This window comes from Paenibacillus aceti, from assembly GCF_003614185.1.
Classification (GTDB): domain Bacteria; phylum Bacillota; class Bacilli; order Paenibacillales; family Paenibacillaceae; genus Fontibacillus; species Fontibacillus aceti.
Map to the genome: position 1 here is coordinate 4534708 of NZ_KZ987724.1, position 14749 is coordinate 4549456.

6 protein-coding genes and 1 pseudogene are annotated in these 14749 nt (G+C 47.7%); 5 read left to right on the plus strand and 2 right to left on the minus strand.

Annotation, left to right across the window (positions count from 1 at the left end; all coding sequences use genetic code 11):
* Positions 1–39 precede the first annotated feature (39 nt).
* Together BFJ94_RS20465 and BFJ94_RS20470 are read right to left on the minus strand one after the other, a co-directional pair.
* The gene (locus BFJ94_RS20465) at positions 40–1800 is read right to left on the minus strand and encodes a sensor histidine kinase (protein WP_120464297.1); all 1761 of its coding nucleotides are present in this window, start codon (positions 1798–1800) and stop codon (positions 40–42) included.
* Between the two features lie 214 nt (positions 1801–2014).
* On the minus strand, positions 2015–3553 hold the full coding sequence (locus BFJ94_RS20470; protein WP_120464298.1) for an ABC-F family ATP-binding cassette domain-containing protein: 1539 nt from the start codon (positions 3551–3553) through the stop codon (positions 2015–2017).
* A gap of 466 nt (positions 3554–4019) precedes the next feature.
* Here BFJ94_RS20470 and BFJ94_RS20475 point away from each other — a divergent pair, with 466 nt between their 5' ends.
* The 5 genes and pseudogenes from BFJ94_RS20475 to BFJ94_RS20495 all read left to right on the plus strand — a co-directional run.
* Positions 4020–5276 (plus strand): ArnT family glycosyltransferase, encoded by a 1257-nt coding sequence (locus BFJ94_RS20475; RefSeq protein ID WP_240431921.1) that lies wholly within the window; start codon positions 4020–4022, stop codon positions 5274–5276.
* A 444-nt stretch (positions 5277–5720) separates the two neighbouring features.
* Positions 5721–9584, plus strand: a complete 3864-nt coding sequence (locus tag BFJ94_RS20480) for a DUF4855 domain-containing protein (RefSeq protein ID WP_120464299.1) — start codon at positions 5721–5723, stop codon at positions 9582–9584.
* Positions 9585–9999: 415 nt separating this feature from the next.
* The gene (locus BFJ94_RS20485; RefSeq protein WP_120464300.1) at positions 10000–10905 is read left to right on the plus strand and encodes a copper amine oxidase N-terminal domain-containing protein; all 906 of its coding nucleotides are present in this window, start codon (positions 10000–10002) and stop codon (positions 10903–10905) included.
* Positions 10906–10917: 12 nt separating this feature from the next.
* On the plus strand, positions 10918–13710 hold the full coding sequence (locus BFJ94_RS20490) for a hypothetical protein (protein WP_120464301.1): 2793 nt from the start codon (positions 10918–10920) through the stop codon (positions 13708–13710).
* Positions 13711–13791: 81 nt separating this feature from the next.
* Positions 13792–14749, plus strand: a pseudogene (locus BFJ94_RS20495) (hypothetical protein); the annotation flags it as partial.

Here is a 14749-nt window from a genome sequence, read left to right on the forward strand (position 1 = left end):
TAAGCTCTCAGAATAGCTTCGTGATCAAAGGGGGACTTTTTAAACAACCTCTGTATGATCAAGGGGGATAGACATTGTGACTAGGGTTCCCTTTCCAACTTCACTCTGGACTCTTAAGGAAGCTCGCCCATTATAAATGCCTTCCAAGCGTTCAGTAATATTAAAAATGGCCGTTCCAGTTCCTTTTTGGGAATCGACAGTTTGCTCCCCAAGTACACGCAACTTCTCGCTATTAATGCCTGTCCCATTATCCTCAACCCCAATATTCATGAATCCCTTTGCAGCATCAATGCGGATGGTTATTTTTCTGTTTTCTTTTATATTTGTAAAGGCGTGGTGAATGGCGTTCTCCACAAGGGGTTGTAAGGAAAATGGAGGCAGCAGGACTTTCTCAAGACCTGGCTTGATCTCCCAAACAATTTGATACTTATTCGGAAAGCGAGCTTGCTCTAGTGATAAATAGGCCTCGACATGTTCGATTTCCTTGTCCAGGGGAATGAGCAATTGCCGGGCCCCCTGCAGATTACTACGAAAGAAATTACTCAGATCAATGAGTAGTTGTCGCGCTCTTTCGACATCAGTACGGCATAATGCAGAAATCGTATTAATCGCATTAAAGAAGAAATGGGGATGTATTTGCGCTTGCAGAGCTCTGATTTCCGCATCCTTCAGTAGCTTCGTTTGCTGCTCCGCTTGGGCTAATTCTAGCTGGGTGGAGAATAGATTGGCTAATCCTTCGGCTAATTCTTGCTGAACTTCTGTTAATTTATCCGGATTTGTGAAGTACATTTTAAGCGATCCCACCGTCGTCCCATGGACTTTTAATGGAATCACAATAGCGGCCTGCAAGGGGCAATCATCTTGAAAGCAATGAATATCCTTCTTCGATTTCACTACATGAATTACGCCTTGTTTGAGCACTTTTTTAGTTAATTTAGTGGCCAGCCCCTCAAGTGGTGTATGATGATCAGAAGCGGCACCCACATGGGACAGTACCTTGTGATCATCGGTAATAGCTACAGCATCTGCATCCGTTCTTGAGAGTATAATTTGGGAGATCTCCTTACATGAATCTGGATTCAAGCCTTGCCGAAAAAAGGGAAGCGTTTGCTCCGCAATTTGAAAAGTACGATTGGTTTGGGAGGCACGGGTCCTCTCTTTATCATTCAGTACCGACTGAATAATAACGACGAATAGCAAAGTCCCAAAGCCGTTTCCAATAATCATGGGCAGTCCTATTAACTGAACAAGCTCCCAGGCATATGCAAATGGTTTGGCCGTGAGCAAAATAATAATCATTTGCACCGCTTCTAATGTCATTCCTAAAGCAACGGTGAACAATGGAGTAAGTTTAGTAGACTTCCTTCGCCGCCATTTTCCGATATATCCGGCAGTAGCACCTGCCAAAATCGTTGATATGGCACAGGCTGCAGCAGTAAAACCTCCGAGTGAATAGCGGTGTAAACCAGCAATCAGTCCACTTCCTAATCCAACGGCGGGTCCTCCTAGCAGGCCTCCAATGAAAACACCCATGACCCTCGTGTTGGCAATTGCATTCTCGGAATCAATAGTAGCTAGCCAATGCCAATTATGGTTGGCAATGGTACTGTGGTGGATTTCAATCCCTGTATAGTTACTAATAATTCCGAATGCTCCGAACAGGATCGTAAGTTTAATTTTATCACTTACTTTGTGGTCCCCTTGTACAATTTGACGGAATGATTTCATTTGAGACAGTAAAAAAGCGGCAGTCACAATGATACCTATTTTTTCAATCATGAAAGGCAGTAGTTGCAACATAAAATCACCATCCGTTCGGTTTTATTCTCTACAGTCCATTTGTATCCTATAACAAGATATAAGGATTTGTCGACTTCGCCATGATCAAGCGGTCAAAAATGATGGGGATGTTCATATTTTTGGGTACGCAAAAGAGGCGCCTCCAAGTCAGAAGGTCGACTTTTGAGACGCCCCTTTTTTGTGATGTGCCCTCGATGTTGGCACTCCGCTTATGTTACTTCTTCATCCATTCCTGCACATTCCACACTTGCGTGACCCAGCCCTCGTAGAAGTTCGGCTCGTGGGAGACGAGCAGGATCGTGCCAGTATATTTCCTGAGCGCGTCCTGAAGAGCGGCCTTGGCGCGAACGTCGAGATGGCTGGTCGGCTCATCCAGCACGAGCACATTGCTATCGGTCAGCATGAGCTCGCATAGCCGAACCTTAGCCTGCTCCCCGCCGCTCAGGAGGCGGATCTCCTTGCGGATATGCTTCTCGGTCAACCCAGACTGGGCGAGCAGGCGCCGGAAATCCTTCAGCGTCAGATCCGGGCGAAGCGCCGATAAATGCTCCAGAGGGCAATGCTCGGGAGGCTGCTCCTCTTGGGCGAAATAGGCCGCTTTGACCCGGTCGCCGAATTGAACAGTGCCGCCCAGAGCCGGAATATAGCCGAGCAAGGTCTTGAGCATCGTCGACTTGCCGATTCCGTTATAACCGACGATGGCGATCTTCTCTCCGCGTTTGACTGTCAGATTGACTGCAGCGAATAACGGCTCACTATAGCCGATCTGAAGACGCCTTGCTTCAATGACCGTGCCTGCCGGGTCGGCGTACACCTGGAAGGCGAAGCGCGGCTGCATCCCGGAGGGCGGCCTATCGATCCGCTCCATCCGCTCCAGCATTTTCTCCCGGCTCTTGGCCTGCTTCGCCTTGCGAATGCGGTTCTTCTGAATGAATTCCTCCATCCGCTCGATCTCCCGCTGCTGCCGCGTGTAAGCGGTTTGCAGCTGCTCCTTATTCAATTCATAGCTGCGCTTGAACTGCTCGTAATTGCCGGGGTATCGGCGAATGGATTGGTGCTCTAAGTGAAAAATGGTTGTCGTGATCGCATTCAGAAATCGCTCGTCATGGGAAACAACGAGGTAGGCCTGCTCATACCGGGTCAAATACCCGGTAAGCCACTCGATATGCACGTCATCCAAATAGTTGGTCGGCTCATCCAGCAGCAGGACATCGGGCTGCTCCAGCAATAGCTTGCCTAGCAGCAGCTTCGTGCGCTGACCGCCGCTCAGCTCGCTCACGTCGCGCTCCGGGTCGAGCGCGAGGAGGCCTAATCCGGCAGCAACCTCCTCGATCTTTGTATCGACCAGATAGAAGCCGGAATGCTCTAGCTGCTGCTGTATCTCGCCATAACGGGTCAATAAGGAATCGAGATCCTCTTTGCCTTCGGCCATTTGGGCCGCGAGCTGATTCATCCAGGTCTCCATCGTATACAGCTCCGCATAGGCCGTGCGCAAATATTCGATTATAGTCATTCCTGCCTGCAGATCGATATGCTGCTGCAGGTAGCCGACGCGGATCCCCGGCAGCCAATCGACAGTTCCGCGATCGGGCAGCAGCTCACCCGACAGGATGCGAAGCAGCGTGGATTTTCCTGCGCCGTTGCCGCCGACCAGGCCAGCACGCTCTCCCCGCACAAGGCGGAAGCTAATATTGTGAAATACGTTCTTGTCTCCATACGTATGGGACAGTTGTTCAACCGTAACCATGCTCATATCGGTTCTCTCCTTTGTTCGCTTCAAGATAGGAAGCCAACCGGGAGAACAGCAAAAGATAAAGGCAGTTTTCAATTGTCGTTGTGAAGCAAAAAAGTATACAAAAAATGGGTAAGGCCAACTTGCACCTCACCCATACAGATCTATACGCATGAAAGGATAGTGGCTCTTTATCTTCTGTTCTTCGGTTGGCTTAGCGTTAAAAATGGGCAGACTTCTCCCGTCTTAGGCCAAATTCCGTTGAAGAACAGTCGATAAATAGAACATTTTCCTTTCCACCTCATTTAATAGTTAGTTCCTTACAGTGTGCAGTATACGCACCATTCGTCTGCATGTCAAGTTATGGCAATGCGCCCTTCCGTTCGGACGGTCTTAATCCGCGACATTATTATCTACATATGGTATCCTCATTTTTAACGAGCATTGTGATGGAATATAACGTTAACTGGAATGGGAGAGAGGCTGCTTGTTTTCTTATGCGATAAGGGATCCTAAGGAGAGACGAATCCTGTACGGGCTGATGGCTTTTGTGTTGGTGCTGTCCGTATCGATCGTGTTATCCTATGGCGACTACTTTTTTCTGGGCGATCCGGACAAGCCTAATAATGATGATGTGAAATATATTCAGACGGCAAAAATATTACTGAACGAAGGGACGCTCGCCTATAACACCGGAACCGAGCCTTCCTCTTTTATTATGCCGGGCTTTCCTTTGATATTAGCAGGATTTCTGGCAGTTTTCGGACAAGATGGCGGGGGAGTAGTGGCCTTTCGACTATTTCAGTGCTTACTCCAAGCAGGTTCTCTCTATCTCATTTTCATTATTGCCCGCTATATATTTAATTCGAGGATTGCCTTCATTACTTGCATAATAAGCGCGTTGTATCTCCCGGACTATTTCTCTTCGGGGGTTATTCTGTCGGAGACGATATTCCGTACGGTGATCCTGCTGCTCGTCTGTGTGATGATCACTGCTGTACAGTCCAAGCACTGGGGAGGGTATGCCCTCATCGGCGTGCTTACGGCTGCGGCAGCTTACTTCAAGCCCCAGGCCTCCTTATTCCCGGCGGTACTGCTTATTCTATGGTGGAAAGAGAAGTACACGTGGAGGGAAATGCTGCGATTCACCTGTCTGATCGGTGTGGTGTACATCGCTTTGCTCTCCCCATGGTGGATTCGCAATGTGGTTACCTTTGACCGCTTCATTCTGTTTACTGAATCCGGGGGTAGCCCGTTTTTGTTAGGGACGCGAATTTATCATCTGATGCCGCCTGATGGCTTCTTCGATGCTTATCCCCAATATGATCGGGAGACGCTCTTCCAGGGCTCGGACGCCAGCGCGATGACCAAAGGACTCGATATATTGAAATATGGATTTACTCACAATCCGCTTTTGTACCTGTTATGGTATACAGTAGGCAAGTTCATCGGACTTTATTTTGAGGCTTATTATTGGCTGCCGATATTGGGCGTAGGTTTGGTGGCGGGGCATGTGATTCAAGCGCTGTTGATCTTGCTTAGTATAGCGGGAATAGTATGGTCCCGGAGGGTAAGCAGCTGGCAGCATCAGATGCCGCTCCTGCTGACGATCCTATATTTTACGGTGATTTATGTGCCGTTTATAGCTTTCTCAAGGTACGGCTACCCGAATGTGGTGTTCCTGCTGATGTATACGGCTCTAGCTGTGGACCAGATCCTGCAGCGGAGGAAGCTGCGTGCATAAGACGAGATGGTGTGGTTGAAGTAATGGCTGCGATTCGTAGAGGATGCGATTAATAGATGGTACAATTCGTAGATTGCGCTTAGTTGCAGATATGCATCTATAATACATCACTCCCACCAAAAACCGCCAGAGCGAAACTTCTCTGACGGTTTTTCTCTTTGTGTCTAAGATAGTTTCTCTATACTCCATAAGGCCCTCTAGGCTTACGCAATCCTTGGTTGAATAGTCTTAGGAGGTTCGGCGGGATTTGCAGCTCGGCTGCGGTTTTTCCGGGACAGGTAAATAAATGTATATGAAAGGTCATGATTTATCTATTTGAATTAAGAGCTAAGTTTCTTACTGTTACAGTAGGCGCTGCCTATGCCACTTATAACATGGGGAAAGCACGGAAGGGAGGAAGGAGCTTCGAACTTAAGTTTCAAAAAAAGAAAGGAGCTAGCATGTATGAGATGGGGTAAACGATGGTTATCGGTTGTCATGATTACAGTTATGCTGTTCGCGTTGATTCCGGCTGCGTATGCGGAGGAGACGGCTCCATTAATATCGGTGGAGGAGGAGGTTACGGCTGGTCAGAAGGGTGAAGATGGCTCGAATTCCGCTCAGATCACCTTACCAGAAGCTCAAGAAGAGCAAGAAGGTGGGGAAGATCAGGCTTCACTGGAACCAGATGCCGAGGCCAATTTGGATTCGGCTCAAACCGTTTCCTCTGAAGCGCAGATTCCACAGACTGAGCCCGAGCTACAAGGCGTGACCTCAGCGGTCTACGGTGAGCCGCGGAACCTGGCGTCAGGTCTCTCCTATGAATGGTCGGAAGCGCCGGAAGCCGCGTATGCGGATGAAAGTAACAAGCTGACGGATGGCCAATACGGGGGGCTAGACATCTCCGATCCGGCATGGGTCGGGCATCTGAAGAGGAAAACTCGCGAAGTCGTATTCGATCTGGGCGAGCCCAAATCGATCACGAACATCAAGGCGAACTTCCTGCAGGACTGGCCGACGAATAACGTGCTCATGCCCCTGACGGTCTCGATGTATGCCTCCGAGGATAAGCAGAATTGGGGGCTGCTCTCGCATTATGCCACCCAGACCTTGTGGAGAGATGGGCAATATAGAGAGACCTACGAATGGGATGGGAGCAAGGACGGAATCAAGGCGCTAGGCCCAGATGCGAAGATCGCCTACGCTCGTTACGTGAAGGTCACATTCTCCATGCATACGAAGGCGATGAGCTCCGTGGATGAGATTGAAATATGGGGAACGGACGGGAAAGCCGAGGACGCTACAATCGTTCCAACACAGCAACCGGCATTTCTGGCTCCAGGTGAGGCGACAGCGGGGATCAAGCATCTTGGGCTATTTTACAACGGTCACTATAGTAATGATCTGGGAACTTGGATGAAGGAGCGGATTATCCCGAATATCAGCTATGTTGACAAGACCGGGGAGCCGGTGGATTGGCTCTTCGATGGTATTCTCTACCTGGGAACCTTCTCACCGCAAGGCCGCAGCTTCGGGGCAGGGTCAGATGTGCCGTCTATTCTGGAGGATTGGGAATGGTACTTGGACAAAACCTTCGCTTCGGAAGGAGATATGGTTCAGTTAAATGAAGCGACTAGGGAAGTCGGAGCCAAGCTGGGACAGCCGGATTACAAGGAGAAGGTTGTCTTGATGATTCCGTATCCGGATGAGGGAGTGGCTAATTTCGGCACCGTTGACGGAGAAAATTTAAGCTTCAGAGCCTCCGTGGTCGGAAAAGAGAAAGCGCTTGCAAATCGAGTTAAGGCAATCCAATGGTACCTGAATGAAGTGCAGCAGAGATGGACAGCAGCGGATTACTCTCATCTTGAGCTGGTGGGCATGTACTGGCTGGAGGAGCAGATCGGTACCAGTGAGGATGGGCCAGAGCTGCTTCGCTTGGTGAGCGAGCGAGTTCATGCGATGACTGTCTCTAGTGGGGGACATATGAAGTTTTTCTGGATTCCTCATTTCCTGGCTTATAAGAGCTTCATGTGGCAGGATGTCGGGATTGATGCCGTGGCTTTCCAGCCCAACTACTTCTTCGAGCCGATGGACTATGACCGTTTGGAGGATGCAGCGAACATCGCGAAGCGGTACGGGATGAGCAATGAATTCGAGTTCGATGACCGGATGCTGACCGATGGGGTTTTCCGCGAACGGTATATCGATTATCTGAATAGTGGCGTGGAGACGGGGCTGATGACCGAAGGCTTCAACGCTTACTATCAGGGAAATAACGCCGTCTATAACAGTGCGATGAGCACGGACCCGAGCAACAGAGTTCTATATGATTGGCTGTACCAATATGTACAGGGAACATACCAGATTAATCAGGCGGAACCTCCTCAGGTGGATGTGTTTATGAATGGAGAACCGTTCCAGAGCGGAATCATCCTGTCGGATACGGAGTCCGTTCAGTTTACGTGGCAGGTGAGAGAGGACGACGGATTGACCAAAGTAACCGCCCTTTTCGATGGGAAGCCATATACAGCGGGAACAGTCGTACCATTGGCTGGGAAGCTGGGGAAACATGAGCTGGTCATTACAGTAACATCCGGCAAGTCGGTCAAAACCTCATACGTGGTGGAGGCATCTACAGACGCGGCGGGCATCAGAGCGTTAGTTGACCGCTTCGAACAAGAACAACAAATTATGAGTGCCGCAGCGGTACGTTCTTTGTATAACTACCTGGAGATGATGCAGCGCTATGAAGGCAAGGACGCAGCTCAGACTGCTAAATACCTCAAAGGATTGAATGCCAAGCTGGATCAATTCATGAAAGCGGATACGTTGAAGGCGGAGGCATACCCTATTTTAAAAGAGAGCATCTACTATCTCGCAGACAATCTGTCACAATATAAGGCTGTTGAAGCATCATCAACCGAAGGTGGCAATCCGAATTATGTACCGTCCAAGGCCGTTGACGGGTTTCCGGCTACTAGATGGGCAAGTGACTATGTAGACAACACCTGGTTCCAGGTGGATCTTGGTGAAGCCAGACAGATCGACACCGTTCGCATCGATTGGGAATATGCCCGGGCCAAGACCTATAAGTTGCTTGTATCCGATGACAAAAAAACCTGGACCAATGTCATGGAGGACGACGGGGTTATTACTGCACATGATGGCAAAGAGAGAGTACAGTTCTCTCCGGTAACAGCGAGGTATATCAAGTTCCAAGGGGTTCAACGGAATACGGACTATGGCTATTCCTTCTACGAATTTGGGGTATACCACCTCTCTGGAGACGGGGAAGTGCAGGACATTGACGGCTTACAAGCTGCCGTAGATGCAGCGACGAAGAAGGTAACCATCGCTGGATTGCTGATGAATGGGGATGATCAAGCCAGCGTGAAGTTGCAAGTATTGGACCCGCAAGGGAAGGTTCATTACGAGGAGCAGAAGGTAAACCATGAGGATGGGAAATTCCAATTCACATTTACATTGAAGAGCGATTTGGAGGGAACCTATGAGGCTTATGCATCGACCGCTGATATGGCGGCTCCTGTCAAAGTAAGCTTTGTCTACAAGAAGGCAGGCTCAGGAAATGGTCACGGCGGCAGTAATGGTAATGGGGGGAATAATAGCAGTAGTGGAAGTGGAGGAAGCAGCGGTGGTTCTTCCGTTCCGACCTCGCCTCCAGCCCCGGATTCCGTTGAGATCAAGCCGCAAACAGATGGTTCGGTAAAAGCTGATGCAGGCACGAAGCCGAATTCCGGTGGGAAGACGGCGGTAGCGCAGTTTACGGATCTGGGCAAGCATATATGGGCACAGGAGGCGATTGAACAGTTGGCTGCGTTAGGGATCGTAAAGGGAACATCCGCAGCAACGTTCAGTCCAGCAGAACAGGTGAGCCGTGCAGAGTTTATCGTTATGCTGGTGAGAGCACTGGATTTACAGGCGGATGTGAGCAGCCCATTCTCTGACGTACCCGCCGAGGCTTATTACTCCGAGGCGGTATCGATCGCGAAGCAGTTAGGGATCGTTACGGGGATCGACGGCAGTCGCTTTGCACCGGCAGCGAAGATCACCAGACAAGATATGATGGTGATGACAGCCCGGGCGATTCAGACCGCGAAGGGGCAGGCAATCTCGGGAGATTCGGCCTCGCTGCAAGGGTTCAAGGATACCACTGAAATATCCGATTATGCTGTAGAAAGTATCGTTTGGATGGTCGAGCAAGGGCTGATTCAAGGAGATCGTGAAATGCTCAAACCGCGCGACCAAGCGACCCGTGCAGAAGCAGCTGTGTTTATGTATCGTTTATTGAGTAGCTTGGGGACAGACTAATAAACAAGGGGCTATCCAGAAAGTCAGTGAAGCTGACTGCTGGACGCCCCGTTTTTGTTGAGTGGTAAAAATGCACATAAAAGAACCGTCATTTTCTGTGAAATGAAAGTTACCACACCACCATTTTAAGAAGGGACGGTTTTTTTATACTTCTAGGATTCAACCAAAATGTTTCAGGTCTGATCCGCCGGCTCGAGTTGGCTGTTCATACTCATAAGGTCACTTCAGTAATGGGTCTAAAGGCCATGAAAATTTAGGTGGTTGTACTCAGTAGGGATTAATTATCTGTAATTCCATTGTTTGTAGTATGTGCTGATAGTATAATATCAAGGATTACATAAGGTGAATATTTCCATAAACCTACAAAACAACCTGTCCATCAAGATATTAAAAAAATTTATGGATTTGATTATTCATGAAATTAAAGAAAACGGGATTTGTACTTATGTCATTGATTCTCCTACTAACCATGATGCCTGCCATGACATCCGCTGCCTCGAAGCTGTCGATCGTAGTTGAGGTTAACGGGAACCTAATCTCATTTCCGGATGCGAAGCCGTTTATGGACAAAAGCAATCGAGTGCAGGTGCCTGTCCGATTTGTAAGTGAAGCACTCGGAGCAGAAGTAGGCTGGGACAGCAAGAGCAAGCAAGTTACCGTGGAAATGGGAGAAGACACCATTGTTCTGACCATGGGAAAGAAAGCGTACACCGTTAACGGCCAAACGAAACAAATGGACACAGTAGCTCAGCAGAAACAGAATAGAACCTTCGTTCCTCTGCGCTTTGTCAGCGAGGCACTCGGCGCTAAAGTAATCTGGCATAAGGATCTTTATAGTGTAGAGATTTTAACGGGGCTTGCGGCGGTGCAGGAGGAGAAGAAGGACGACAAGGTGGATGATACGGCAGATGACGCTACGTCTACACTACCTAAATATATTGAGGATTCATGGGGAATTAAGAGAAGAATAGAAGGAGAGACTCAAAAAAAGACTTTAGAAGGTTTTAGCTTCTATGATTCTTATAATTCGGGGTTAGGTGTAAGTAGCCATTTAGTAGATGGAAAAGATCTAATGTTCTTACAACCCAAAATTCATTTTGACCGAGATGGTGTGGATTATAACAAGCAGGTCAAGGATTTGGATGAGTTGCTGCGTCAAAAGATTGATTCTGAAACTGTGGATAAGATCATGAAGTATGTAAAACAGAAGACAGAAAGGGAAGACATTTTAGAAGCGAAAGAATTTAGTGACAAAGTATATGGAATTCAGGTTGAATCCAGGTATTGGGGCAATATTGTTGTATCGATTTGGTATAAATAGGTGGGATTATAGATGAAGAGACGATTCGTTATTTTTCTATTGGCTGCACTCATCTGTAGTCTGGTACCACAAAACCAAATATTTGCTGATAATGCTGATAATAAGGAAGATAGTGACGAAAAGATATCTCTCGAGGAATTAAAGACGCTTACTCCTCAAGCGGTATTAGAAAGAGCTAATAAAGATATGGAAGAATTGTATGGGCTAAAGAACTTCTTTCCACAAAAAGCATATGGGAGAGTGCTTAATACTACGTTGTTGCAACAGCAAATTAATGAGGCGGTTAAAGCCCCTGAGAAATTTACAGGGTTTGATATTGTTTATGGTACTAGTCACGGTACAAAGGTTACCCATAAAGGGAAAGTCATGACCAGATATTCCGGATACAATGTATTTGGAGATCCTGTATCCACGGATGGCTTTCCTTGGGATGCAGGCTGGAGTGGTACAAAGATTCAGAACTTTCAATTTATACGAACTCCTTGGATACCCAAGAAGTTTGAGGATATGTTTGATGACTTTCCAACGAATTTCGGTTCAAAACCACCCGAAAAACTCACCGAATACCTGGGCGGCGAAACCTTCGAAGGCAAAATCATCGAAGCCCTTAATGCAGAATACGGCGAAGAACCTTACGGCGCAAACCTCATGTACAATAATCAAAATAAACAATACGCTACAAAAACGGTGTATGACAAGGGCACTGCCCCCAAAGGCGGCTGGATTAAATATGTTCACGTCATTCAACCGCCAACCTATCTGTCCCAGGGATTTGGGAGAGTGTACCTAAAGGTCGGTACTTATATGGATGTGCCGATCGCTGCGTTCATTAATACGAAACCGGATGATATTTCAGCGGAGTTTATTGATTTGCCATCGGGAGCGATGGCCGGGGAAGAAGTTCAGGTTTCCGTATGGTTGCGGTCGACGTTCCCGAAAAGGGAAACTACCCAGTTTTCGTGGAATGTTACCCGTAAGAGCGATGGGTTGCCCTTGACAGCAGCGGAGAATCAGTTGAAGTTCAGCGGCGGCGTCGCAGCCGAATCGGGCGAAATCGCCATTTCCAAAACCGAGAAAAGACGTCTCACCGTCTCATTTACCATGCCAGAAAGTGATGTGCGAATTCAGTTCAAGGTAAATGAGGAGGGCAAACAGCCGGAAGAAGTAATACTTGATAATAACGTTCTAGACTCTAATATTCTGGGCGCGGTGAAATTAATCGTTCCCCGAGAGCTCAAGCTTCCTTATGATATGCTCACCAAGAAAGAGAAAATATACTTGCCAAGCAGTACGGCTACCTTACAGCTACCCGATTTGCCCGATGCCAAGTGGATAGGAACGGCAACAGGAGAACTTACGGTAACCAATCTGACGCCGGAATTATTGAGGGATTTCGAGGTTCATAATAATCCCCAAATTAATGAGGCTAGTAGTGTGATTACTCGAAAACCGATCGTGACCTATACGATAAGGAGAGTAGATTATGGGGACAACCCCTTGGGAAAAAAGTGGCTTAACCTGGATAAACCTGGGGTACCGCTATCCAAGACAGGGGAAGTGCACACCGAAGGATCGGTAAGCAGACCCTATGAGTATAAGCGTTATTATACGGTGTGCACGGGTGAAGGCGAGAATAGAAAATGTGAGGAGAAATCAGAAACCCTGACAGGAACCGCGACCGCGAAGTTTTTACCAAATACAGTCCCTAATACCTACGAAATGTATGTATACAACGGGATGAAGGATGTTCCAAAGCGCGAGTACCGTGACGAAATCGAAGATAATCAAACGGATTCTGTTGTTAAGAATCTATTTTGGACGAATGAACCCTATCCCTATAATGTGATTCGCTGGATGCACCATCAGGATGCAGAGGGGAAAAAGTACGACTGGACGAAAGCTCCAGGACAATATAAGCGAGAATTTATCCAGCAAGCAAGCGGAAGAGTAGAGTGGGACGTCAAAAGCTCCATGAGCGATGAGTACGCTCAGGCCAGAGATGCCGCAGCCAAGAGCAAGAACAACAAAAAGCTTTATGATAAAGCGGTATTTGCAACAGACAAGGATCTTCAGGAGTACGATTATCCGATTAAATCGGGATACTATTTTAATCCTGCAGGGAGTTACACTTTTACCGTCACAACCGAGGTGTTTAAAAAGGAGAAACCTGAAGACATGACGGGAGACCATAAAGATCTGCTGAATAGCCTGATTAAATCCTTCCGCTATGAAACAGACCTAATGTTTATCAACAATAAGAAGATTCCTGTTAATATCAACAACGAGGAACTTACGAGAAAAGGTGGAGGCTTTGAGCGGAAACCGGGTGTTTTGTCTGTTAAGGATAACAAATCGGTGAACGCTACCCCTCTGATCACCGTGCTGGATCGAAGCAAGGATTCATCCAGGTACAAGAAAGAAGTGGAGGAGATTAAACACACGGATAAGCGCGGCGGTGATTCTGATACGTTTTGGAAGATGGTGCTTGAAGGGTATAGCGAATCATATACGTTAGGCAAATACACGAACTATAACTACCGGGAGTACGTTGAAGCCGGACAGCATATGTATAAAATCACGGAAACGTCAACGATTACGATCGTTGTTAATGCGGGCAATGTACCGTTGTATACCCACGCCAATATGCCGAACGGAAAATACTACATCAAAGTGTGGTTCGACCAAGTGGATATGACCGTCGGGGGCCATGCTTATAAAGGTCTCAAGACGCTGCAAGGCATCGAAAATTTGGATTCCATCCATATAAATGTGGTGGGCTCCATGTTTGATGATTTGAATAACTAAACGAACAAGACCTGGGATACAACATCCCGGGTCTATTTTCTAAATGTGAATCTCCCAAATACACTTGCTTCGTTGCAGGATTTGACAGGAAACCGTTTGTTCAGTCCCACCAATTCTTTTCCAGACTCCGTCGCGTTCTCCAATCTATTCGAGCAGCTTCAAGAGATCCAGCGGCAGGGACTCCTGGGTCGTCTTTCTCCCGTCAAAGAAGATCCGCGAATTTCCAGCCTTCTGCAAACGATGCAAAACGGGGATTCCATGGCACGGAGACTAGCCCAGCTGGAGTTAGAAAAGATTGCCGAGGCCTTTACGGAAATCGCTCGTAGTCAGAAAGCCTATGTTGTTTACCAGGCCTATGGTCATCGTGAATACATGGAATCGGCTCATCAATATGCCGAAGCCCAGCGGAAGAAACTTGAAGAAATGGGGGTATCGAGCGAATGGTACAAAGATAGTATCGATCTGGGCTATTTTTATCAAGGTGGGCTACTGGAGGCCTGTAGATACAATCCGTTAAAGAATGATCGATCGCTACTGTTAGATGATGAAGAGATCAGAGCCTTGCTGGAGCAGGGGATGCTGGGAGAAGTTGAATTAGATGTGCTTCGTCAGAAATATGACGAGCTGGAGGTAAAGGTACTGCACCGTCAGCAGCTAGAGCAGCAGTTGGAGAAGTACAATCAATTAGTCGCTGAGGAAGACATCCGAAAGATGCAGCAGCTTCTTAAGGATATGAATCTGTATCATGGAGAAGTCACCGGTGAGTATAATCAAGAGTTGCTAATTGCTGTAGCAGGCTATCAGTATATCGCCAATAATCACAGTACCCTGTTTGCCGTATGGCGTGAATTAAGTGGTTATCATGAGGGTAAGGAATTTGAAGTAGATGGGCTGATTACGAAAGAGCTAATAGAGGTGGCAGATGCGGAGAGAGGACTAGGTTATTGGAATGATCCTGGTGTGGAAACTAGTGGGATTGGGGTAGCGATGACCTCGGTAGGAGTCGGGGATGGAATCGTGAGTCAGGTTTGGGATGAAG